Consider the following 23,160-nt stretch of genomic DNA (forward strand, 5'->3'; position numbering starts at 1 on the left):
GCGCGCAGGTCCGACACCGCGGGCTAGCGTGACCCTGTGACTCCGCGACGCCGGTCCGACCTGGACCGCTGGCCCGAGCACCCGGTGCCCACCTCGTTCTCCGTGGCCGAGGTCGTGCCCGAGCCGGGCGCGCCGCACCGGGTCATGCTCCTCCTGGGCGGCTCGGAGTCCTCGTTCCTCGACCTCGGGGCCCCCGCCTACCTCGAGTTCGAGTACATGCAGCACGTGCGGGCCGTCGTCGACGCCGCCCTCGGCCCGCCGGGTACCACCCCGCCCGACGACGCCACCCGCGATCCCCGCACGGCCCGGTTCGTCCACCTCGGCGGGGCGGCCTGCGCACTGCCGCGGGCGCTGCTCGCCGACCGTCCGCACTCGCGGCACCTCGTCGTCGAGCTCGACACGGAGCTCGCGCGCCTCGTGCGGGCCTGGTTCGACCTGCCGCGCGCGCCCGCCCTGCGGATCCGCAACGCGGAGGCGCGCGAGTCGGTCGAGCACCTCCACCCGGGCTCGGTCGACGTCCTCGTCCGGGACGTCTTCGTCGACGCCGAGGTGCCCGAGCACGTGCGGACCGTGCAGTTCGTCCGGGCCGCGGGGGAGGCGCTGGCGCCCGGCGGCATCTACGTCCTCAACCTCACCGACTCCCCCGGCCTGCGCCGCGTGCGCGAGGAGGCGGCCGCCCTGACGTCGGTCTTCGGCGAGGTGCTCGGCGTCGTCGACCCCGCGGTGTGGAAGGGGCGGCGGTACGGCAACGTCGTGCTCGTCGCGTCGCACCACCGTCTCGACGCCGCGGCGGTCGACCGGGGCCTGCGCCGCCTGCCGTTCCCGGCGATCGTCGTCGGCGGGGCCGAGCTCGCCCACATGGGGGCGGGCACCGCGGCGCCGCTCGACCCGCCGGCCATCGCCTGAACGGACACGTGGCTGCGGCTGCGGCTGCGGGAGGGCGGTACGCCGCCGGGCGGGTCCGTCGTCGTCGGGCGGGTCCGTCGTCGTCGGGCGTGGGTCGTGCCGCCGGCCGGGCACCCGTGCCCGGACATGGCGACGGGGCCCGCACCATGAAGGTGCGGGCCCCGCGAAGACTTAGGGTCGAACGCTCAGATCAGAGCGGGACGACGTTCTCCGCCTGCGGGCCCTTCGGGCCCTGGGTGATCTCGAACTCGACGCGCTGGGCGTCCTCGAGCGACTTGTAGCCGTCCGACTGGATGGCCGAGAAGTGAACGAAGACGTCAGGCGCGTTGCCACCGTCCTGCTCGATGAAGCCGTAGCCCTTCTCGGAGTTGAACCACTTGACGGTTCCCTGTGCCATGTAACTGATGTCCTTCCGGGACGTCGGGGCCCGACCCTGTGCCGGTCCCCACTTGCCGCACTGAATTCGTCCCACGTCCTTGCCGGAACCATGCCTCCCGCCGAACGGGCCGGCGGGCGACACAACAGGGAAACGCAGATGCAACACGGTAAGCATGCCACGTCCGGGCGCCCCGTGCGCGCTTCTCGTGGGGAGAACCACCCGGGCCGTCCCCTGGACGTGCCGGATCTCAGCTCCGGGGAGGACGCGCCTCGGATCCCGGGCCGAGCCGGCGCACCGCGAGAGCAAGCCCCACGAGCCCGACGACGACCACCACCACCTGCGACGCCATCGCGATCCGGAAGGCGCCCGGCCCCGGTGACGACCCGCCGACGGCGTCGAGCACGAGCCCGATGACGAGCACCGCGAGCAGCGAGGCGATGAAGCCGCCCGTATTCGCCAGGCCGGTGGCGGTGCCCAGCCGGGACCGCGGGACGTGCGACCGCACGACGTCGAAGGACACGTTGCTCACCGCGCCGCCGCAGCTAAGGATCATCATCAGCACGACGAGCAGCCACGCGGGCACCGGCGGCGGGAGCAGGAGCACGACGGTCCAGCTCGTCACCGCGAGCGCGCAGCCCGTGAGGATGATCCGGAAGCGGCGGTGCGGGAAGCGACCGGACAGGGCGCCGACGGCAGGGGCGGCGAACACCATCATCACGACCCCGAGCACGAGCACGGTCGACGCCGTGGCGGCGCTGTGCCCGTTGCCCGCGCGCATGTAGGGCACGCCCCACATGAGCGCGAACGTCGTGACGAAGAACATCGTCGACCAGTGCGCGAACAGACCCGCCCACACGCCGGGCTCGCGCACGAGCGCCGCGAGGGTGGCACCCGTGCTCTCCCGCTGCGCGCCCCGTGGCGCGGTGGCAGGGGGTGATGCGGCGTCGGGGGGTGGCGCGGTCTCGGGTGCGGCCGCGGCGCCCGGGGCCGGCTCGGCGTCCGGCGCGGATCCGGTGCCCGGTGCGGATCCAGGGTCCGGCGCCGGACGGTCGCGCACGACGACGAGCACGGCGATCGCCACGAGCACGCCCGTCGCCGCGAGCGAGAGATAGGCGGCCGTCCATCCCCGCACCGACAGCACGGCGTAGAAGGGGACGGCCGAGAGGACCTGGCCGAGCTGCCCGAGCGCGCCGGTCGACTGGTTGACGATCGGGACGTGCCGCAGCGGGAACCACTCCGGCACGAGGCGCAGCACCGAGATGAAGGCGGTCGCGTCGCCGAGCCCGACCGCCACGCGGGCGGCCAGCGTGAGCGGCAGCGAGGTCGACAGCGCCATCACCGTCTGGGCGGCGGCCAGCAGCAGCGCGCCGGCGACGAGCACCCGGCGCGAGCCCCAGCGGTCGATCGCGAGGCCCACGGGGATCTGCGCGGCGGCGTACGTGCCGAGCTGGATGACGACGAAGGTCGAGAGGATCGCCGGACCGACCTCGAACCGCTCGAGCGCGGCGAGCGAGGCGACGCCGAACGAGCTGCGGCCCGCGATGGCCAGGACGTAGCACAGCACGGCGACGCCCCACACCGCGAAGGCGGTGCGGGGCGATGCGGGAGGGGTCAGGCGGGCCATGGCCCGCCTCTCCTCCGCGGCGCTGCGGGTCCTCCGGGGCGGCTCACGCCTCCTCGGACGGATCGGCGTCGGGCGCGTCGTCGTCGGGGCGCTCGTCGTCGGGTCGGTCGTCGGCGGGTCGGTCGTCGGCGAGGTGCTCGCCGTCGTGCCCGTCGTCGGACCGGCCGTCGTCGGACCGGTCGTCGGCGAGGTCCCCACCGTCGTGCCCGTCGCCGCTCCGCTCGCCGTCGGACGTGCCATCCGGACCGCGCTCGGGGCCGCCGATCTCCGGGAGGCCCTCGTCGCGCCAGCCCTCGATCGGGGGCGCGCTCGCGAGGAACGCCTCGAGCTCGGCGCCGATCTCGTCGGCCGTGGGCAGCTCCGCGGCGGGCGCGTCGTCGCTCGTGCGCGCGACCGGGCTGCGGTCGTACCGCTCCTCGAGCGCGCGCACGACCTGCGCGATCTCGGGGTTCGCCTCGACCTGGGAGTCGATCTGGGCGAGCACCTGGGCGGTGAGCGACTCGAGGTCGCCGACCGGCAGGGAGACTCCGCTGGCCGTGGACAGCGTCCGGATGAGGGACGCCGACGCCACGGGGTACTCCGAGCCCGAGAGGTAGTGCGGGACGTGCACGGCCAGGCCGAGGACGTTCATCCCCTGCTCGGACAGGCGCAGGTCGAGGAGGGCCTCGGCGCTGCCGGGCGCCTGGAACTCGCCGACGAAGAGGTTCGGTCCCGGCTCGAGGCGCCCCCCGGCGTCGCGGTCCGTGCCGTGCGTCGTGATGGCCGCCGGGCGCGTGTGCGGGACGCCGGCCGGGACGCCCTGGAGCCCGACGACGAGCTCGACCCCGTGCTCGCGGACGATGGTCGACACCGCGCGGGCGAAGCCCTCCCAGGCGTGGTCCGGCTCGTGACCATGGAGGACCAGAAGTGCCCGCCCCTCGTGGTCGCGCACGGCGTCGACGGCGAGGACCGGCTCGTCGTAGTCCACCCACCGGCCGTCGGCGAAGGTCATCGCCGGGCGGCGCGAGCGCAGGTCGAGGAGCTGCTCCGTGTCGAAGGTCGCCACCCGCTGGACGGGCATGCTCGACAGGAGCTGGCGCACGGCGAGCTCGCCCGCGCTGCCCGCGTCCATCGCGCCCTGCAGGGCGTGCACGAGCACGGGCACGTCGCCGATCTGGTCGGCGGCCGGGCCGCTGGTGTAGAGGGTCTCGTCGTTCATGGCGCCACCATCCTTCCGCTGGTCTCTGACCGGCTCAACGCGGTCCCATCCTGCGGCATTCCCGCCGTGTGGCGCGGGACGCGCCACACCGCACGCCGGTCCGCCGTGGACGAACAGAGGGTGCGCGCACCCGCGTGGATGCACCAGAATGGACGGCCGCGCGCGCCGACCCCGGGGCCGCGACCTGGAGGTGGTCCGATGGCGTTGCACGACGCGCGCGAGCGCGAGCCCGCGACCGGCGGCGACGAGCTCCCCCGCGAGCAGGCCCGGGTGGACACCGTGTACGCGCGACTCGACGAGCTGCGCGCCCAGTACCGCGCCCGGCTCGCCGACGTGCGCCGCGGCGGGTCGGTGGGCACGCACCAGATGCGCTCGGAGCGCGACGCGTTCGCCGCCCACTACTCCGAGGCCGTCGCCCGGCTCGACCAGGTCGAGGAACGGCTCGTCTTCGGTCGGCTCGACCTGCGGGAGGGGCCGCCGCGCTACGTGGGCCGGATCGGCATCCAGGACGCGTCGCGCACCCAGCTGCTCCTCGACTGGCGCGCCCCGTCGGCCCGGCCCTTCTACCAGGCCACCGCCGTGCGGCCCGACGGCGCCGTGCGACGCCGCCACCTGCTCACCCGGCGCCGGCGCGTCATCGGGGTCGAGGACGAGCTGCTCGACGCGGACAACCTGCCCGAGGACCTGCGCCTCGAGCTGCGCGGCGAGGGCGCCCTGTTCGCGGCGATGAACGCGGCCCGCACGGGACGGATGAGCGACATCGTCGCCACGATCCAGGCCGAGCAGGACGCCGTCATCCGCTCCGAGCTCGACGGCGTGCACGTGGTCCAGGGCGGCCCCGGCACGGGCAAGACCGCCGTCGCGCTCCACCGGATCGCCTACCTGCTCTACGCCCACCGGGAGCGGCTCGCGCGGTCCGGCGTGCTCCTCGTCGGCCCCTCCGACGTCTTCCTCACCTACGTCGAGAAGGTCCTGCCCTCGCTCGGAGAGACCGACGTCGTCGCGACGACGATCGCCGACCTGCTGCCCGGCGTCCGTGCGCGCGGGACGGAGAGCCCGATCGCCGCGCGGATCAAGGGCCGCACCCTGATGGCGGAGGCGATGGGCCGCCTCGTCCGACACTTCCAACGGGTGCCGGACGGGCCGAAGGTGCTCGACGTCGAGGGATCGACGATCCGCCTCGAGCCCGCCGACGTCCGCGCCGCGATCGGCCGGGCCCGGCGCGCCCACCGCACGCACAACGCCGGCCGCGAGACGTTCGTCCGCTCGCTGCTCCCCGTGCTCACCGACCGCTACGCCGCCGCGCGCGGCATCGACGACCCGGAGGAGCGCTCCGCCCTCATGGAGGACGTGCGCTCGGCGCGCGACGTCCGGGTCGCCCTCAACCTCGCGTGGATGCCGCGCACCCCCACCGATCTGCTCGACAAGCTGCTCTCCTCCCCCGCCCTGATCGAGGCGTGCCTTCCCGACCTCGACGACGACGAGCGCGCCGCCCTGCTGCGCCCCCGCGGCTCCGCGCCGACCGAGGCGGACGTGCCGCTGCTCGACGAGCTCGCCGAGCTGCTCGGCCCCCACGAGGAGGCGGAGGACCGGGCCGCCCGGGCCCGCGCGACGGCCGAGCGCGCGCAGGCGGTCGAGCTCGCGCGGGAGGCGATCGAGTCGCAGGACCTCGGCGACGGGATCGTCAGCGCCGAGATGCTCGCCGACCGGTTCACCGCCGGCGGCCCGTCGCTGACGACCGCCGAGCGGGCGGCCGCGGACCGGACGTGGACCTACGGGCACGTCGTGGTCGACGAGGCCCAGGAGCTGAGCCCAATGGCGTGGCGGATGCTCGCCCGGCGCGTGCCGGTGCGGTCGATGACCGTGGTCGGCGACCTCGACCAGCGCCGCGGCGTCGAGCGCCCGCGCAGCTGGGCGGACCTCCTCGGCCCGGCGGCCGGTCACGCCCTGCGCGAGTCCGTCCTCACCGTCTCCTACCGCACGCCGGCCACCGTGCTCGAGGCCGCCACGGAGATGCTCGCGCGCGCCGGGACCCCGCCCGTGCACCCGGTGACCGCGGCGCGGGACCTCCCGGACGCGCTGGTCGTCCGCCCCGTGGCGGCCGACGGCCTCGTCGCCGGGGCGCTCGACGCCGCGGAGCGCGAGCTCGGCGCGCTGGCGGGCGAGGAGGACGGCGCCGGCCGGGTGGCCGTCGTCGCGCCGTCGGGTCTGCTGGGCGAGCTCCGCTCCGCCGCGCTCGACCGGCCGGCGACGGCCGAGGCGCTCGAGGGACCGGACCTCCTCGGGGCGCGGCTCGTGCTCACCGACGCGGCGGGGTCCAAGGGGCTGGAGTTCGACGTCGTCGTGCTCGTGGAGCCGGCCGCCCTGACGGGCGACGGCACGGGAGACCTCTATGTCGCGATGACCCGGCCGACCCGGCGGCTCGTCGTCGTCCACCACGAGGCGCTGCCGGCGGGCGTCGCCTCCGCCGGCTGACCTCGGTTCCTACCAGCCGCGGAGCTCGCTCCGGTCGACGAGGTCCTTGGCCGCCTTGAGACCGAGCCCGGTGCGGGTCCGCACGTCCTTGATCGCCTGGATCTTCTTCCCCTGCTGCACGAGCATCTGCTCGGACGCCGTCAGCTCGAGCGCCGTCGAGGGGCTGATGTCGGCGGGCCGGATACCGGCCCTCTCGCAGAGCCGGCGGATGATCTCGTCCTGGGCGGCGACGCGCGCCTCGAGCTGGTCGATGCGGGCGGTCAGTGCGGCGCTCGATCCGAACATGCCCGCATGCTCCCACGGCGGCACCTCACCCTCGGCCCCGACCGAGCGGTGGAACGGGTTTGCCGAGCGCGGACGCCGGGGCGACCATGTCCCGGTGACTCGAGCCCTCCTCCTGGAAAACCCGCACTCCAACGCCGACCCCGTGCTCAGCGGTGCCGGCCTCGACATCGTCCGGCACCCGCACGCGATGTCGGAGGACGAGCTGGACGAGGCGCTCGACGGTATCGAGATCCTCGGCATCCGGTCGCAGACGCAGGTCACCGGCCGCGTGCTCGCCAACCACCCGCAGCTCCTCGCCGTCGGCGCGTTCAGCATCGGGACCAACCAGATCGACACGCGCGCCGCGACCCGGCACGGCATCGCCGTGTTCAACGCGCCGTTCTCCAACACGCGCTCCGTGGTCGAGCTCGCCGTCGCCGAGATCATCGCCCTCACGCGGCGCCTGACCGAGCGCGACAAGTCGCTGCACGACGGCGTCTGGGCGAAGTCCGCCGCCGGCTCCCACGAGGTGCGGGGCCGCACGCTCGGCATCGTCGGCTACGGGAACATCGGGTCGCAGCTCTCCGTCATCGCCGAGGCGCTCGGCATGCACGTGATCTTCTACGACACGTCCGAGAAGCTCGCGCTCGGCAACGCCCGCGGCACGGGTTCGCTCGAGGAGCTCCTCGCCGAGGCCGACGTCGTCACGCTGCACGTGGACGGCCGCGAGGGAAACGCCGGGATGTTCGGCGCCGCGCAGTTCGCGGCGATGAAGCAGGGCGCGGCGTTCCTCAACCTCTCGCGCGGCTTCCTCGTGGACTACGCCGCCCTGCGCGAGCACATCCTCGACGGCTCCATCACCGGTGCGGCGGTCGACGTCTTCCCGGACGAGCCGAAGAGCAACGGCGCAGACTTCAGCTCCGAGCTGCGCGGGCTGCCCAACGTCATCCTCACCCCGCACGTCGGCGGGTCGACCGAGGAGGCGCAGGAGAACATCGGCCACTTCGTCTCGAACAAGCTCGCCTCGTACTACCGGCTCGGGACCACGGACCTCTCGGTCAACCTGCCCCGCCTCACGCTCGAGACGACCGGCGCCACCCGGCACCGGCTCGCCTACGTGCACCGGAACACGCCCGGCGTCCTCGCGCTCGTCAACCAGACCTTCGCGGAGGCCGGGGCGAACATCGAGGGGCAGATCCTCGGGACCTCCGGCGAGACCGGCTACGTCATCACCGACATCTCCTCCGAGATCCCGGTGGCGGCGCTGTCCGCGATGCAGTCGATGGAGGATACGATCCGCCTCCGGGTGCTCTCGCGGCCCGGCGTCTGACCGCGCCGCTCCCGGGGTGGCCAAGCGTCGTGAGTGCGCCGCTCCCGGGGTGGCCAAGCGTCGTGAGTGCGCCGCTCCCGGGGTGGCTCGATCGCTGACGGCCCGGTAGCTCACGGGCCGAGGAGGCACCGCTGTCTGCGCCGAGCCGCCGGTGACGTCGGCTTCCCCTCCGACGTCACCGACGGCGGTCGGCGCCGACGTCGGCGGGCCGCGCTCGACCACCGTGGTGCGGGTCATCGGGGGCCCGGCTCGTCGCCGGTGCACCAGAGCCTAGCGGCTCCGCGGGGCTCGCGTGAACGTCGTTGTGGATGGCACCCGTTCATGCGCTGTCAGCTGCTGCGAGCGGCCCGTTCAGTCCTCGCGACCGGATACGGCCGCCTCGCCCGAGCTGTCAGCCGCGCCGTCGCTTGAGTCCGACGCCGCGGGGTCACCCTCGTCCTCGCCCCCGGCGCCGGCCGCCGCGGCACCGACCCCCGCCGCACGGTCCGCGCGCAGGGCCGCGATCGCGGCCTCGAAGTCCTCGAGCGAGTCGTAGGCGGAGTAGACCGAGGCGAAGCGCAGGTAGGCCACCTCGTCGAGGGAGCGCAGCGGCGCGAGGATCGCCGTGCCGACGTCGTGGGCGTCGACCTGGGCGGCGCCGGACGCACGGACCGTCTCCTCGACCTGCTGGGCGAGACGCGCGAGGTCGTCGTCGGAGACCGGCCGGCCCTGGCTCGCCTTCCGCAGCCCGCCGACCACCTTGTCGCGGCTGAACGGCTCGACGACGCCGGACCGCTTGACCACCTGCAACGACGACGTCTCCAGGGTGCTGAACCGCCGGTTGCAGTCCGGGCACAGTCGACGGCGCCGGATCGACGTGCCGTCGTCGGAGGTGCGCGAGTCGATCACCCGGGAGTCCGGGAAGCGGCAGAAGGGGCAGTGCATCGGGCCATCATTCCAGTCCGCCACGCCCCGGCGCGCGGAGGGCACCACGCGGCAGACCTGCGGTCGCTCCGCACCGGCGGACGCGGGCCGGCGCACGTGCCGCTGCCGGCGCCGCAACGCCGCGCTCAGCGCGGCAGCTGCAGCGTCTGCCCGGCGGCGACCGACTCGCCCTGGAGCCCGTTGAGCTCGGCGATCTGCGCGACGACGTCCCGGACGTCCTCGCCCGGGGCGGCGGCCGCGGAGGCGACCGCCCACAACGACTCGCCGGGGGCCACGACGACCGTGGCGCCGGACGCCTCGACGCCCGGCGCGGCGATCGCGCCGATGCCGGCGCCCAGGCCGACGACGACGAGCAGCGCCGCGCCGAGAACGAGCGCCCGCAGGGCGAGCACGCCGCGAGCGGTGAGCCGCAGCGGCGCCGCGGCTGTGGTCCGGAGGGAGTCCCCCCGCACGGCCGGGGCGGCGACCGACGGACGTGCGGAGGGACGGCTGGGGGCGGCGACGGGCGCCGCGGGGCGGGCGTGCGGCACGGCGGCCGGGCCCGGGACGAGCGCGGTCGGCGCGGACCGGTGCTCCGGCGCGCCGAGCGGCGGCTGCGGCACGAACTCCGGGCCGACGAGCTGGAGCCGCGGCCGGGTGCGGCGCGGGACGACGGGGACCGCCTCCAGGGGAAGTGCGCTCATCTCAACTCTCCTCGAACGTGCGTTCGTCGAACAACTGTTCGCCAGAGTAGAGCATCCGTGACGGGAAGTCGACACTCCGATCGAACACCTGTTTGAGATGTGCCCGACACCGGCCTACCCTTGGCGTCGTCCGCAGTTCATCGCAGACCACCGACATCGACGCTCCGGCACCGACCGGACGAGGACCTGGAGGCCCGTCATGGGCGAGAACGCCGCACCCGCACCACCCGCGCTGACCGTGCGCCAGCGGGAGGTCCTCGACTGCCTGCGCACGGCGGTCGCCGAGCGCGGCTACCCGCCGTCGCTGCGGGAGATCGGCATCGCCGTGGGGCTCGGCTCGCCGTCGTCGGTCAAGCACCAGCTCGACACGCTCGAGCGCAAGGGCTACATCCGCCGCGACCCCAAGCGCCCGCGCGCGATCGAGATCGTCGAGCTCGAGCCGGCCGTCACGGACCCGGGTGCACCGGACCGCGACGCGGAGCCCGGCCCGGCGGAGGACGACCACCCCGTGCTCACGCTGCACGACGGCGAGGGGCTCGGCGGCGAGGCACCCGCCTACGTGCCGCTCGTCGGCCGGATCGCGGCCGGCGGACCGATCCTCGCCGAGCAGGAGATCACGGCCTCGCTCCCGCTCCCCCGCGAGCTCGTGGGCTCGGGCGAGCTGTTCATGCTCGACGTCGTCGGCGACTCGATGATCGAGGCGGCGATCTGCGACGGCGACCGGGTGGTGGTGCGGCGGCAGAACGTGGCGGAGAACGGGGAGATCGTGGCGGCGATGCTCGACGGCGAGGCGACGGTCAAGGCGCTCTCCCGCCGGGACGGCCACGTGTGGCTGCTGCCGCGGAACTCGAGCTACGCCCCGATCCCGGCGGACGAGTCGACGATCCTCGGCAAGGTCGTCGCGGTCCTGCGCGCCCTCTGAGGCGGCGCCCCCGGCGGCGGTCGACGCCCGGACGGCGTGGTCCGGGCGTCGTCCGCCTCAACGCGCGTGAATGGCGTCTGCGCCCGTGATCCGCCTCAGCGTCCGTGATCCGCGCCGGCGCCCGTGATCCGCGTCAGAACCCGAACTGCGCGGCCACCGAGCGGATCGACGCCGCCGAGGCCAGCAGCGCCTCCTGCTCCGCCTCCGAGGCGGGCAGCATGAGGGTCCGGGCGGCGCCGTCGCGACCGATGACCGTCGGCATCGACATCGTCACCGGCCCGCTCCCGTAGACGTCGGGCAGCATGCGCGAGACCGACAGCACGCGGTCCTCGTCGCGCAGGAGAGCCTCGACGATGCGCGCGGTCGACAGGCCGATCGCGTAGTTCGTCGCCCCCTTGCCCCGGATGATCGTGTCGGCGGCGTGGACGACCTCGTGGCGGATCCGCTCGCGGTCGGCCGCGTCGAGGTTGCTGGTCCCGGTGGCGGCGGGCCAGTCCTCGACCGGGATCCCGCCGATGGTCGCCGAGCTCCACATCGGCACCTCGGAGTCGCCGTGCTCGCCCGCGATGTAGCCGTGCACCGACTGGACGGCGACGCCGGCGCGTCGGGCCACGAGGTAGCGCATCCGCGAGGTGTCGAGCACGGTGCCGGAGCCGAAGAACTGGGTGGGCGGGAGGCCCGAGATCGCGAGGCCGGCCTGGGTGACGACGTCGACCGGGTTGGCCACCATGAGGTGGATCGCGTGCGGTGCCACCTCGACGAGCTGCGGCACGAGGGTGCGCATGATGTCGATCGTCGCGCCGGCGAGGTCGAGGCGGGACTGGCCGGGCTTCTGCTTGGCGCCGGCGGTGATGACGACGACGTCGGCGTCCGCGCACACGGAGATGTCGTTCCCGCCGCCGACGCTGTTCATCGGGGTGAACGAGATGCCGTGGGCGAGGTCGAGGACCTCGGCGTTGACCTTGTCCGCGTTGATGTCGTAGAGCACGACCTCGCGGGCGGAGCCCCGCAGGAGCATGGCGTAGGCGATCGCGGAACCCACGGCACCCGCACCGACGACGGCGACGCGCGTGGCCCGTCGCGGCTGGTCCGCGGCGCGGCGCGGCGGCGGCGCCGTGACCTGGGGATCCGCGGCGTGTGCGCCGTCGGTGTGCCCGTGCCCCGCGTGGGGGTCGACGGTGTCGGCGGGCCGTGCGGCCTCGGGGACGTCGCGGTGCTCGGTCACGGATCCTCCTGGGCGGGGCTGCTTGCGCGGGTGCGGTCACCAGGCTACGTGGCGCGCCCGCCGAGGACCACGGACGTCCGGCCCGGGCTGCTCCCCCGCGGCCGGCCGGCACCGCGGCGGCGACCGTTCCCGGCTACTCCCCCCGCGATCGGCCGTCGCCGCACCGGCGACCATGGCCGGCGACTCCCCCACCGCCGGCGGGAGCTGCGCCGACGACCGTTCCCGGCTACTCCGCCGCGGCGAGCCGGCGCAGCGCCGCGCGCGCGACCTCGCCGTCCCGGGTCGGCCACATCGGCGGCAGGGACGCCCGCAGGTACCCGCCGTAGCGGGCGGTGACGAGGCGCGGGTCGAGGACGGCGACGACGCCCCGGTCGGTCGTCGACCGGATGAGCCGCCCGACCCCCTGGGCCAGCAGCAGGGCGGCGTGGGTGGCGGAGACCGCCATGAAGCCGCTCGTGCCCCGGGACTGGGCCACCTCGGACCTCGCCTGCGCGACCGGGTCGTCGGGCCGCGGGAACGGGATGCGGTCGATGACGACGAGCCGGTTGGCGCGGCCCGGCACGTCGACGCCCTGCCACAACGAGATGGTCCCGAACAGGCAGGCATCGTCGTCGTCGGCGAAGGCCCCCACGAGCGCGGGCAGGGAGTCGTCGCCCTGGCAGAGCACGCGCAGCCCCGTGCGGTCGCGGACGACCTCGGCCGCCTCCTCGGCGGCCCGCCGGGAGGAGAACAGGCCGAGCGCGCCCCCGCCGGAGGCCTCGACCAGGTCGACGAGCTCGGTCCGCGCGGCCTCGGCCGTGCCGTCGCGGCCGGGGGCGGGCAGGTGGGCCGGCGTGTAGAGGATCGCCTGGGTCCCGTAGGAGAACGGGGACCCGACGTCGGCGCCCTGCCACTGGGCCCCCCGCGAGAGACCGAGCTGGACGGCGAGGGGCGCCAGCTCGCCGCCGAGGGTGAGGGTGGCCGAGGTCGCGACGACGGCCCGGTCGGCCCACAGGTGGGTGGCCGCGCGGTCCGCGACCTCGACCGGGGCGAGCTGGAGGCGCGGCGGGTCGAGGTCCTCACGCCCCCGGTCGCACCACATGACGTCGGCGCGCGCCGCCACTCCCCCGGACACGAGCCGCTCACAGACCTCCGCGAGGACGACGGCGGCCGAGCGGGCAGCGACGCGCCCGCCCGCCTTGTCGGGCGAGCCGGCCTCTCCCGCGAGCGAGCGGGCGGCCTCGGTGGCGGCGGAGCCGACGAGCGAGATCACCCCGCCGAGCAGCTCGCCCGGACCGTCGGCCATCCGGCCGGCGGGAAGCACCTCGAGGGCGCCCCTGAGGTCCCCGGCCGCGCGCGTCAGCTCCTCGGCGGCGCCGTTCTCGGCGCGCACCACCCGGGCGACCCGCTCGACGACGCCGACGCTCAGCTCGACCGTGCCCTGGCTGCGCAGGCGGCCGGCCAGCTCGTGGGCCTCGTCGACCACGAGCACGTCGTGCTCGGGCAGCACGCCGGGCGAGCCGGTGGCGGCGATCCCGAGCATCGCGTGGTTGGTGACGACGACGTCCGCCTGTGCCGCGCGCTCGCGGGCCTGGACGGCGAAGCAGTCGGTCCACTGCGGGCACGACCGGCCGATGCACTCGAGCCGCGTGACGGAGACCTGGCGCCAGGCCCGGTCGGACACGCCGGGGACGAGCTCGTCACGGTCCCCGGTCTCGCTGCTCGCCGCGAACTCGCGGGCGCGCACGACCTGCTCGCCGAGCGGTCCGCGCGCGCCCTGGCCGGTCGACGCGGTCGTGGCCGGGGCGGCCAGCAGCGTGGGCTCCTCCTCGGCCGGGTAGCCGCCGTCGACCTTGTGGCGGCACACGTAGTTGTGCCAGCCCTTGAGGAGGGCGACGTCGGGCCGGGTCCCGGTGCTCCCCTGGATCGCGTCGGCCACCGCGGGGGCATCCTTGACGAGGACCTGCCGCTGGAGGGCGAGGGTGGCGGTCGAGACGACCGCGCGCTCGCCGGACGCCACGGCGTGACTCATCACCGGGGCGAGGTAGCCGAACGACTTGCCCGTGCCCGTGCCCGCCTGGACGAGGAGCCGCTCCCCGCCGGCGACCGCCCCGGCCACCCGCCGGGTCATCTCCCGCTGCCCGTCCCGCGGCGTCCCGCCGGCACGCTCGACGACGGCGTCGAGCACGGACAGGGCGCGCTCCTCGTCGTCGGACCCGCTCGCGTCGCCGGTACGCCCGGGCCTGGCCTCGTCGGCCCCGCCGTCGTCGGACCCGCCGTCGTCGGTCGTGGTCGTCGCGGACCGGGCGCGCCCGGTCCCCTCGCGGTCCGTCCCGGCCTCCTCCTCGGTGACGCTCACGCGCCGGTGGCCGCGCGCAGGTCGGCCGCGAGCGCCGGGTCGACGAGCGCCCGCAGCTCGGTGCCCTCGGCGGTCCACCGCTCGTCGAGCACCTCGCCGTCGGCGTGGGCGCGGGCCACGAGGTCGCCCCGCGCGAACGGCACGGTCAGCTCGATCTCCTCGCCGATCGGCGCCGCCTCGGCGAGCTCGCGGGCGATCGTCGCGGTGAGCTCCTCGATGCCCTCGCCCGTGTAGGCGGAGACCGTCACGGAACCCGGGAACCGGGTGCGCAGGGCCATGAGCTCGGCCTCGCCCGCGCGGTCGGCCTTGTTGAGCACGATGATCTCCCGCACGTCGCCCGCTCCCTCGATGTCGGCGAGCACGGCGTGGACCGCCTCGACCTGACCGACGGGATCCGGGTGGGAGGCGTCGACCACGTGCAGCAGGAGGTCCGCCTCCGCGATCTCCTCCAGGGTGGAGCGGAACGCCTCGACGAGCTGGGTGGGGAGACGACGGACGAACCCGACCGTGTCGGTGAGCGTGTACTCGCGCCCCTCGGGGGTGGCCGCGCGGCGCACGGTCGTGTCGAGCGTGGCGAAGAGCTGGTTCTGGACGAGCGCGCCCGCGCCCGTGAGCCGGTTGAGCAGGGACGACTTGCCGGCGTTCGTGTAGCCGGCGATGGCCACCCCCGGGGTGCGGTTGCGGCGGCGGCTCGAGCGCCGCGTGCCGCGGGAGGGCGCCATGTCGCGCAGCTGGCGGCGCAGGCGGGACATGCGGGTGCGGATGCGCCGCCGGTCGAGCTCGATCTTCGTCTCACCGGGGCCGCGGGACCCGATGCCCTCACCGCCGGCGACCCGGCCACCGGCCTGCCGGGACATCGACTCACCCCAGCCGCGCAGACGCGGGAGCAGGTACTCGAGCTGGGCGAGCTCGACCTGGGCCTTGCCCTCCCGGGACTTCGCGTGCTGGGCGAAGATGTCGAGGATGAGGGCGGTCCGGTCGACGACCTTGACCTTGACGACGTCCTCGAGCGCACGCCGCTGCGAGGGGGCGAGCTCGGAGTCGACGACGACCGTGTCCGCGCCGGTCGAGGCCACGATCTCCCGCAGCTCCGCCGCCTTGCCCGAGCCGAGGAACGTGGCCGGGTCCGGGTGGGCGCGGCGCTGGAGGATCCCGTCGAGGACCACGGAGCCGGCGGTCTCGGCGAGCGCCGCGAGCTCGCGCAGCGAGACCTCGGCCTCGGCCGGGGAGCCGGAGGTGACGAGCCCGACGAGCACGACCCGCTCGAGGCGCAGCTGCCGGTACTCGACCTCGGTGACGTCCTCGAGCTCGGTGGACAGCCCGGCGACGCGGGACAGCGCCTGCCGCTCGGTGCGGTCGAGCTGGTCGCCGTCGTGGTCGGTGCCCTCGTCCGCGCCGTCCTGCAGCGCGGTCCCGGCCCGGGCGAGGATGCGGGCGACGACGTCGTCGGCCTGCGCGTCGGGCGTGGCACCGGGGGTTCTCAGATCGGTCATGGGGTCCTTCGTCTCGGGGGTCCCCATGGTCCCACGGCCCGCCTCGCGGCCCAAGGACTTTCGCCCTCGGCTGTGGACGCGGTGGGTACCGTGACGCCTGTGGACACCGCGCACTACTTCGCCCCGGACCCCGCGGCGCCCGCCGACCTGCGCGAGCGCGAGGTCGTCCTGCGGGGGCGCGCGCGCACGGTGACGACGGGCGGCTCGGTGTTCTCCGCCGGCGGCCTCGACAAGGCCACGGCGATCCTCCTCGACGAGGTGCCCGACCCGCCGACGACGGGCACGCTCCTCGACCTCGGGTGCGGCTGGGGCCCGATCACCCTCGCCCTCGCGGACGCGTCCCCGGGAGCCGACGTGCTCGCCGTCGACGTCAGCGAGCGCGCCCTCGACCTCACGGCCCGTAACGCCGCCGCGGCCGGCGCCCCCCGGGTCGCCGCGCTCACCCCGGAGGCTGCGCTCGAGCGGCTCGGCGCGGACGGCCGGGTGGACGCGATCTGGTCCAACCCGCCGGTCAGGGTGGGCAAGCAGGCCCTGCACGACCTGCTCGACCTGTGGCTGCCCCGCCTCGCGCCGGGTGCCCTCGCCCACCTCGTGGTCGGGAAGAACCTCGGGGCGGACTCGCTGCACCGGTGGCTTCAGGACGAGCGCGGGTGGGCGGTCGAGCGGGTCGGCAGCTCGAAGGGCTTCCGGGTCCTCGCGGTCACCGGCTCCTGAGAAGCCCGCTCGGCGCAGCGTGTCGTCGGCGGCCGGCGCGGCGACGCGCATCCACGCGTCGAGGCAGCGCGACGCCGTCGCTCGGCGCGGCCCGCCGCCGCGCTCAGCGCAGCCTGACGTCCGCGACCAGGGCGGCCGGCCCGGTGAGGGTGACCTCGCCGTCCGCGTCGACGTCGACGAGCACGGTGCCGCCCGGCACCTGCACGCGCCACCGGTCGGAGGCTCCCGCGCCGGCCCACGCGCGCACCGCGACGGCGGCGGCGCAGCAGCCCGTCCCGCACGAACGGGTCTCCCCCACGCCGCGCTCGAGGACGCGCATCGTCAGCGTGCCGACGCGGCCGTCCGGCCCGACCTCCTCCACGCCCGGGACGACGAGCTCGAGGTTGGTCCCCTCGGGCGGCTCGGGGGCGTAGTCGACCGTCCCGAGCTCGAGGCGCGCGGCGGCGAGGTCCTCCAGGCTCGGCACCGCGACCACGGTGTGCGGGTTGGGCATCGTCACCCGCAGGCCGCCGCGGGTCCCGGACAGGCCGGGCACGACGACGGCGACGTCGGTCCCGTCGGCCAGCGCCGCCGGGCCGCCGGGGAGGCCGAAGCGGCCCATCGACACGGCGTACTCGTCCCCGACGATCCGCACCTGCCGCACCCCGCCGCGCGTCCCGACGCGGACCGTCTCCCCGTCCCCGAGCGAGACATGGCCGCGGTCGCGCAGGTGGGCGACGAACACGCGCACCCCGTTGCCGCACATCTCGGCGAGGGAGCCGTCGGCGTTGCGGTAGTCCATGAACCACACGGCCCCGGCGTCCTCGGCGGCCACGCGGGCGGCGTCCGGGTCGGTGCGCGCGAGCGCCTCGGTGCGCACGGCGCGGATGATGCCGTCCCCGCCGAGCCCGCCGCGGCGGTCGGCGAGCGCCGCCACGTCCTGCGGGGTGAGGTCGAGCGCGGCGTCCGGGTCGTCGACGAGCACGAAGTCGTTCTCGGTGCCGTGGCCGAGGGCGAGCGTCGTCCCGGCGAGTCGGGCCAGGGCGGTGCGACGGTCCTCGGGGGTCATGCACCCAGCGTAGGTCGGGGCCGACGACGCACGCAGCGACGCCTGCCACCCACCCCTCAGGGCTGCCCGAGCTCCCGCCAGCCCTGCCCGACCGCGGTGGCGGCCGCGAGCACGAGATTCTCGTCGGCCGGCACCCACGTGATGCGCTCGTCGCGGCGGAACCAGGTCTCCTGGCGTCGGGCGAGCCGACGCGTGGCGCGGGCGATCGCCTCGGGGAGCTCGCCCAGGGGGATCTCCCCGCGCAGGTGCGCGAGCGCCTCGACGTAGCCGACGGCCCGCTCGGCCGTCCGGCCCAGCCCGGCCTCGGCCAGGGCGGTGACCTCGTCGACGAGCCCGCCGGCGACCATCGCGTCCGCCCGCGCCTCGATCCGCGCGTCGAGCAGCGGGCGCGGGACGTCGATCGCCACCTGCACGGCGGGCCGGCGGTACCGGGGCGGGCGCGCCCGGGCGGAGAAGGCCTCCCCCGTCAGCTCGATGACCTCGAGGGCCCGCACGGTGCGGCGCACGTTGGCCGGGTCCATCGCGGCGGCGGCCTCGGGGTCGGCGGCGGCGAGCTCGTCGAACAGGGCGGTGGCGCCGATCCGCTCGGCGCGCTCCTCGATCGCCGCGCGCACCTCCGGGTCGGTGGGCGGCAGGTCGACGTCGTCGAGCAGGGCGCGCACGTACAGGCCGGACCCGCCGACGACGATCGGCCGGTGCCCGCGCGCGAGGATCGCCTGCACGTCCGCCTCGGCGGACCGCTGGTAGGCGGCGACGGAGGCGACGTCGGCGGGGTCGAGGACGTCGATCTGGTGGTGGGCGATGCCCCGCCGCTCGGCGACGGAGAGCTTCGCGGTACCGATGTCCATCCCACGGTAGAGCTGGGCGGCGTCGGCGGAGACGACCTCGTAGAGCTCGGGCGCCGTGAGCGCGAGCTCGGTGGCGAACTGCTCGGCGAGGTCGAGGGCGAGCTCGGACTTGCCCGTCGCCGTCGGGCCCACGACGGCGACGACGAACCCCTCGTCGGCCGGACGCTCCCCCGACGCGCCCCTGCCTTCCCCCGCGCCACCCCGGGGTCGGGCCGCGTCCTGCTCGCCGGTCGAGGCACCGGTCATGGTCAGGCCCGCCGCAGGGTCGGCATGCCGAGCGAGACGGGCTCGCCGAGCGCGGTCGCGCCGCCGTGGTCGTGACCGCCGGACTCCCGCGCCGCCCACGCGTCGCCGGCCCGGGTCCGCCGCACGGCGAACGTGCCGCCGCTCAGCGCGGAGTCGGCCACGAGGTGGTGGGGCGCCCCGTGCGTGACGGTGGCGGTGACCATGTCCCCCGGCCGCGGCCGGTCGGCCTCGGCGAGGCCCTCCGGAAGCGCGACGTGCACGAGGCGGTTGTCGGCGGCGCGCCCGGTCACGCGCCCGGTGGCGGCGTCCTTCGCGCCCTCGCCCTCGGCCACGAGCACCTCGACGGTCCGGCCCTCCTGCTCCTCGTTGAGCTCGGTGGAGATCCGGCGCTGGAGCTCGACGAGCCGGTTGTACCGCTCGGTGACGACCTCGGCGGGCACCTGGTCCTCGTAGTCCGCGGCGGGGGTGCCGGGGCGGCGCGAGTACTGGAAGGTGAAGGCGGAGGAGAAGCGGGAGGCCTCGACCACGTCGAGCGTCGCCTGGAAGTCCTCCTCCGTCTCGCCGGGGAAGCCGACGATAAGATCGGTGGTGATGGCCGCGTCGGGCATCGCGGCCCGCACGCGGTCGATGATGCCGAGGAACTTCGCCGACCGGTACGAGCGGCGCATCCGCCGCAGCACGGCGTCCGAGCCGGACTGGAGGGGCATGTGCAGGCTCGGCATGACGTTCGGGGTCTGCGCCATCGCCTCGATGACGTCGTCGGTGAAGGACGCCGGGTGCGGCGAGGTGAACCGCACGCGCTCGAGACCGTCGACCCGCCCCGTCGCGCGCAGGAGGTCGGCGAACGCACGGCGCTCGCCGAAGGAGACGCCGTAGGAGTTGACGTTCTGGCCGAGGAGGGTGACCTCGACGGCCCCGCTCGCCACGACGGCCTCGACCTCGGCGAGGATCTCGCCCGGGCGGCGGTCCCGCTCCTTGCCGCGTAGCGAGGGGACGATGCAGAACGTGCACGTGTTGTTGCAGCCCACCGAGATCGACACCCAGGCGGCGTAGGCCGACTCGCGCCGCGTCGGCAGCGTGGAGGGGAAGACCTTGAGGGACTCCTCGATCTCGACGGCGGCGCGGCCGTTGTGCGCGGCGCGCTCGAGCAGGGCGGGGAGCACGTCGAGGTTGTGGGTGCCGAGGACGACGTCGACCCACGGCGCCTTCTCGACGATCTCCTCGCGCATCTGCTGGGCGAGGCACCCGCCGACGGCGATCTGCATGCCGGGCCGGTCGCGCTTGACCTCGGCGAGCTGGCCGAGGTTGCCGAACAGCTTGGTCGCCGCGTTCTCGCGCACCGAGCAGGTGTTGAGCACGACGACGTCGGCGCCCTCGTCGCCGGCCCGCGTCGCACGCGCGGCGGCCTCGGGCACGCCGTGCACCGGGAGGTAGCCGGCGTCGTCGAGCATGCCGGAGAGCCGCTCGGAGTCGTGGACGTTCATCTGGCAGCCGAGCGTGCGCACGTGGTACGTGCGCTGCGGGGCCGGGGCGGTGGTGCTCATCGCCCTCATCCTAAGAGCGCGCTCCCCCGGCGGGCCCTGGGTAGCGTGCCGATGTGGTCGACATCCCGCCCGGTCTGACGGAGCGCGTGGCCGGCCGGGCTCCCGACCCGGCGCTCGGCGCCGAGGGCATCGACGGCGACGCCTGGCTCGCCGCGCTGGGCCGGGCGGTCGACGGCGCCCTCGAGCGGTGGGGGCTGACGGCCGACGGCGCGGCGATGCACGGCGAGAACGCCCTGGTGGTCCCCGTCGTCGGGCCGTCCGGACCGGCCGCCCTCAAGGTGACCTGGCCGCACGAGGAGGCCCGGCACGAGCACCTCGCGCTGCGACTGTGGGCCGGCGAGGGGGCGGTCCGCCTCCTCGCAGCCGACCCGGCCGCCCACGTCCTCCTGCTCGAGCGGCTCGACGCGGCCCGCCCGCTGACTGCCGAGCCGGTGCTCGACGCCTGCGAGGTGGTCGGGGACCTGCTGCGAAGGCTCGACCGCCCCGCGCACCCCCGGCTCGCCACGGTCGCGGACCGCGCCGAGAGGTGGCGCGCGGACCTCGAGGCGGGCTCCCCGCTCGTCCCCCACCGGCTCGCCGTGCAGGGCCGCGCCGAGCTGGACGGCCTGCTCGCCGGCGCCCCCGAGCCCCGCACCGTCCACGAGGACCTGCACGACGCGAACGTCCTCGCCCCGCTCGACCCGGCCCGCGGGGACTGGCTCGCCATCGACCCCAAGCCCGTCGCCGCCGAACTCGCGTACGGGGTCGCGCCGATCGTGTGGAACCGCCCCGAGGTCACGGCGCGCGCCACGTCGGCGCGCCTGCACGTCCGGCTGCGGGCCGACGTGGTGGCGGACGCGGCGGGACTCGACCCCGAGCGGGTCCGGGCCTGGACGCACGTGCGCCTCGTGCTCAACGCGCTCGAGGCCGCCCGGCACGCCCCGGCCTCCGACGGCTTCCGCGACCGGATGATCACCCTCGCCAAGGCGTTCGCGGACTGACGCGGGGCGCGTCGTCGTCGGCGGGTCGCGGGGTCCTCGGCGCTCGCGGCGACGCGGTACGCGCGTGGCGACGGCACGCCCGGCTCGCCCCGCACCCGGCCGCGCCCGACTACCCCGAACGCGCACCGCGCCGCGCCGTGCCGATGGGGGTGACCTGCATCGTTGCCGTCTCGTGACCTTCGTGTCACATGCCGGACCCACCGGTGCACGTAGTGTGCACCGCATGACCGAGACCACACCTCGGGGCCGCAGCGAGGCGGTACCCGGCTCCGGCGTCCCCCTCGTCTCGATGAGCGGCGTCAACAAGTACTTCGGCGACCTCCACGTGCTCAAGGACATCGACCTCGGGGTCGCGCGCGGAGAGGTCGTCGTCGTCATCGGCCCCTCGGGCTCGGGCAAGTCCACGCTGTGCCGCACGATCAACCGGCTCGAGCCCATCGACTCCGGCGAGATCCGCGTGGACGGCGACCTCCTCCCCGAGGAGGGCAAGGCGCTGGCCCGGCACCGCGCCCAGGTGGGCATGGTGTTCCAGTCCTTCAACCTCTTCGCCCACAAGTCGATCCTCGACAACGTCACGCTCGGCCCGATCAAGGTCAAGGGCATGAAGGCGAAGGACGCCAAGGCGCGGGCGATGGAGCTCCTCGAGCGCGTGGGCGTGGCCAACCAGGCGCAGAAGCGGCCCGTCCAGCTCTCGGGCGGGCAGCAGCAGCGCGTGGCGATCGCACGGGCGCTCGCCATGGAGCCGAAGGTCATGCTCTTCGACGAGCCGACCTCGGCGCTGGACCCCGAGATGATCAACGAGGTCCTCGACGTCATGACCGGTCTCGCGAAGTCCGGCATGACGATGATCGTCGTCACCCACGAGATGGGCTTCGCCCGCAAGGCTGCGGACCGGGTCGTCTTCATGGACGACGGGCGGATCGTCGAGCAGGCCGAGCCGAACGAGTTCTTCACGAACCCGAGCTCGAACCGGGCGAAGGACTTCCTGTCCAAGCTCATCACCCACTGATCCACCGGCCGTGGCCGGTCGACCGACCGGCCACGCGGACCTACACCCCCTGGAGAAGTTCATGCGACGCACCAGATACGCCACGGCTGCCGTCCTCCTGGCCGCCGCGACCGTGCTCGCCGCCTGCGGCGGCGACGAGGAGGACACCGGCTCCGACGACGGAGACACCGGCAGCAGCGAGGACGGCGGCGACTCCGGAGACTCCGGCAGCGAGGCCGGGTCCGAGGGCGGCGGAGGTGCCGAGGGCGGCGCCGAGGGCACCCTCACCGTCGGCATCAAGTTCGACCAGCCCGGCATCGGCCTGCAGGAGGGCTCGGAGTACACGGGGCTCGACGTCGACGTCGCGCACTACGTGGCCGAGGCCCTGGGCTATTCCGAGGACCAGGTCGAGTTCGTCCAGTCCGTGTCCGCGCAGCGCGAGGACATGATCGAGAACGGCCAGGTCGACATGATCGTGGCCAGCTACTCCATCACCGAGGAGCGCATGGAGCGCGTGGCCTTCGCGGGCCCGTACTTCGTGGCCGGCCAGGACCTGCTCGTCCGGTCCGGCGAGTCGGACATCGGTGGGCCCGAGGACCTCGACGGCTCCGTCCTGTGCTCGGTCGAGGGTTCGACCTCGGCCCAGCGCATCCAGGACGAGTACTCCGAGGGTGTCGAGCTGTTCCCGGCGCAGACGTACTCCGAGTGCGTCGAGTTCCTCTCCGCCGGCACGGTCGACGCCGTCACCACCGACGACGTCATCCTCGCCGGGTTCGCCAACCAGGAGCAGTACCAGGGCCAGTTCGAGGTCGTCGGCGCCCCGTTCTCCGAGGAGAACTACGGCATCGGCGTGGCCCAGGGCTCGGAGATGTGCGAGGAGATCAACGCCGCCATCGAGACGATGCTCGAGGACGGCTCGTGGGAGACCTTCCTCAGCGACAACGCCGGTGAGTTCACCTACAACGAGGAGCTCAACCCCCCGACGCCGGGCGGTTCCTGCGTCTGACCATCTGCCGGGCCGACCCGGCAGG

The 23,160-nt window shown here is 75.0% G+C and carries 20 protein-coding genes; 8 read left to right on the forward strand and 12 right to left on the reverse strand.

Annotation, left to right across the window (positions count from 1 at the left end; genetic code table 11):
- Positions 1-36 precede the first annotated feature (36 nt).
- The gene (locus tag ACZLMO_RS14075; protein ID WP_463654087.1) at positions 37-906 is read left to right on the forward strand and encodes a spermidine synthase; all 870 of its coding nucleotides are present in this window, start codon (positions 37-39) and stop codon (positions 904-906) included.
- 190 nt (positions 907-1,096) lie between these two features.
- Here the strand turns inward: ACZLMO_RS14075 and ACZLMO_RS14080 are convergent, their stop codons facing one another.
- From ACZLMO_RS14080 to ACZLMO_RS14090, 3 genes are all read right to left on the reverse strand, one after another.
- Positions 1,097-1,303: a cold-shock protein gene (locus tag ACZLMO_RS14080; RefSeq protein WP_425713036.1), complete on the reverse strand. Its 207-nt coding sequence runs from the start codon at positions 1,301-1,303 to the stop codon at positions 1,097-1,099.
- A 229-nt stretch (positions 1,304-1,532) separates the two neighbouring features.
- The gene (locus ACZLMO_RS14085) at positions 1,533-2,909 is read right to left on the reverse strand and encodes an MFS transporter (protein ID WP_463654088.1); all 1,377 of its coding nucleotides are present in this window, start codon (positions 2,907-2,909) and stop codon (positions 1,533-1,535) included.
- 43 nt (positions 2,910-2,952) lie between these two features.
- Entirely contained in the window at positions 2,953-4,107 is a 1,155-nt protein-coding gene (locus tag ACZLMO_RS14090) for a proteasome assembly chaperone family protein (protein ID WP_463654089.1), read from the reverse strand.
- Between the two features lie 198 nt (positions 4,108-4,305).
- Between ACZLMO_RS14090 and ACZLMO_RS14095 the strand changes: the two genes are divergently transcribed.
- Entirely contained in the window at positions 4,306-6,582 is a 2,277-nt protein-coding gene (locus tag ACZLMO_RS14095; protein ID WP_463654090.1) for a HelD family protein, read from the forward strand.
- Between the two features lie 9 nt (positions 6,583-6,591).
- On the opposite strand, the gene ACZLMO_RS14100 is transcribed toward ACZLMO_RS14095, so the two are convergent.
- A complete protein-coding gene (locus tag ACZLMO_RS14100) occupies positions 6,592-6,867 on the reverse strand; it encodes a ribosomal protein L7/L12 (RefSeq protein ID WP_463654091.1) in 276 nt (91 codons plus the stop codon).
- Positions 6,868-6,961: 94 nt separating this feature from the next.
- On the opposite strand from ACZLMO_RS14100, the gene serA reads away from it, so the two are divergent.
- Positions 6,962-8,176 (forward strand): phosphoglycerate dehydrogenase, encoded by a 1,215-nt coding sequence (serA, locus tag ACZLMO_RS14105; protein ID WP_463654092.1) that lies wholly within the window; start codon positions 6,962-6,964, stop codon positions 8,174-8,176.
- Positions 8,177-8,527: 351 nt separating this feature from the next.
- Here the strand turns inward: serA and nrdR are convergent, their stop codons facing one another.
- Both nrdR and ACZLMO_RS14115 read right to left on the reverse strand, forming a co-directional pair.
- Positions 8,528-9,100, reverse strand: a complete 573-nt coding sequence (gene nrdR / locus ACZLMO_RS14110; RefSeq protein ID WP_463654093.1) for a transcriptional regulator NrdR — start codon at positions 9,098-9,100, stop codon at positions 8,528-8,530.
- 125 nt (positions 9,101-9,225) lie between these two features.
- Positions 9,226-9,783 (reverse strand): LysM peptidoglycan-binding domain-containing protein, encoded by a 558-nt coding sequence (locus ACZLMO_RS14115; RefSeq protein WP_463654094.1) that lies wholly within the window; start codon positions 9,781-9,783, stop codon positions 9,226-9,228.
- A 199-nt stretch (positions 9,784-9,982) separates the two neighbouring features.
- Between ACZLMO_RS14115 and lexA the strand changes: the two genes are divergently transcribed.
- Positions 9,983-10,705: a transcriptional repressor LexA gene (gene lexA, locus ACZLMO_RS14120; RefSeq protein WP_463654095.1), complete on the forward strand. Its 723-nt coding sequence runs from the start codon at positions 9,983-9,985 to the stop codon at positions 10,703-10,705.
- A 133-nt stretch (positions 10,706-10,838) separates the two neighbouring features.
- On the opposite strand, the gene ACZLMO_RS14125 is transcribed toward lexA, so the two are convergent.
- The 3 genes from ACZLMO_RS14125 to hflX form a co-directional block, all read right to left on the reverse strand.
- Positions 10,839-11,930: an L-lactate dehydrogenase gene (locus ACZLMO_RS14125; RefSeq protein WP_425713027.1), complete on the reverse strand. Its 1,092-nt coding sequence runs from the start codon at positions 11,928-11,930 to the stop codon at positions 10,839-10,841.
- 226 nt (positions 11,931-12,156) lie between these two features.
- A complete protein-coding gene (locus ACZLMO_RS14130) occupies positions 12,157-14,040 on the reverse strand; it encodes an ATP-dependent DNA helicase (RefSeq protein WP_463654099.1) in 1,884 nt (627 codons plus the stop codon).
- A 224-nt stretch (positions 14,041-14,264) separates the two neighbouring features.
- Positions 14,265-15,761 (reverse strand): GTPase HflX, encoded by a 1,497-nt coding sequence (gene hflX, locus ACZLMO_RS14135; protein WP_425713025.1) that lies wholly within the window; start codon positions 15,759-15,761, stop codon positions 14,265-14,267.
- A gap of 90 nt (positions 15,762-15,851) precedes the next feature.
- Here hflX and ACZLMO_RS14140 point away from each other — a divergent pair, with 90 nt between their 5' ends.
- Entirely contained in the window at positions 15,852-16,475 is a 624-nt protein-coding gene (locus ACZLMO_RS14140) for a class I SAM-dependent methyltransferase (RefSeq protein WP_463654096.1), read from the forward strand.
- Positions 16,476-16,578: 103 nt separating this feature from the next.
- On the opposite strand, the gene dapF is transcribed toward ACZLMO_RS14140, so the two are convergent.
- Genes dapF through miaB form a run of 3 tightly spaced genes read right to left on the reverse strand, consistent with a single transcriptional unit; the run spans position 16,579 to position 20,161 of the window.
- Positions 16,579-17,523: a diaminopimelate epimerase gene (dapF, locus tag ACZLMO_RS14145; RefSeq protein WP_463654097.1), complete on the reverse strand. Its 945-nt coding sequence runs from the start codon at positions 17,521-17,523 to the stop codon at positions 16,579-16,581.
- A 56-nt stretch (positions 17,524-17,579) separates the two neighbouring features.
- The gene (gene miaA / locus ACZLMO_RS14150; RefSeq protein ID WP_425713022.1) at positions 17,580-18,617 is read right to left on the reverse strand and encodes a tRNA (adenosine(37)-N6)-dimethylallyltransferase MiaA; all 1,038 of its coding nucleotides are present in this window, start codon (positions 18,615-18,617) and stop codon (positions 17,580-17,582) included.
- 2 nt (positions 18,618-18,619) lie between these two features.
- On the reverse strand, positions 18,620-20,161 hold the full coding sequence (gene miaB / locus ACZLMO_RS14155; protein WP_425713021.1) for a tRNA (N6-isopentenyl adenosine(37)-C2)-methylthiotransferase MiaB: 1,542 nt from the start codon (positions 20,159-20,161) through the stop codon (positions 18,620-18,622).
- Positions 20,162-20,214: 53 nt separating this feature from the next.
- Here miaB and ACZLMO_RS14160 point away from each other — a divergent pair, with 53 nt between their 5' ends.
- The 3 genes from ACZLMO_RS14160 to ACZLMO_RS14170 all read left to right on the forward strand — a co-directional run bounded on the left by ACZLMO_RS14160 (position 20,215) and on the right by ACZLMO_RS14170 (position 23,135).
- Positions 20,215-21,141, forward strand: a complete 927-nt coding sequence (locus ACZLMO_RS14160; RefSeq protein ID WP_425713020.1) for an aminoglycoside phosphotransferase family protein — start codon at positions 20,215-20,217, stop codon at positions 21,139-21,141.
- Positions 21,142-21,364: 223 nt separating this feature from the next.
- A complete protein-coding gene (locus tag ACZLMO_RS14165; RefSeq protein ID WP_425713019.1) occupies positions 21,365-22,150 on the forward strand; it encodes an amino acid ABC transporter ATP-binding protein in 786 nt (261 codons plus the stop codon).
- A gap of 61 nt (positions 22,151-22,211) precedes the next feature.
- On the forward strand, positions 22,212-23,135 hold the full coding sequence (locus ACZLMO_RS14170; RefSeq protein ID WP_425713018.1) for a glutamate ABC transporter substrate-binding protein: 924 nt from the start codon (positions 22,212-22,214) through the stop codon (positions 23,133-23,135).
- Positions 23,136-23,160 lie beyond the last annotated feature (25 nt).

The sequence above is a fragment of the Georgenia sp. G2120 genome (genome assembly GCF_055326485.1).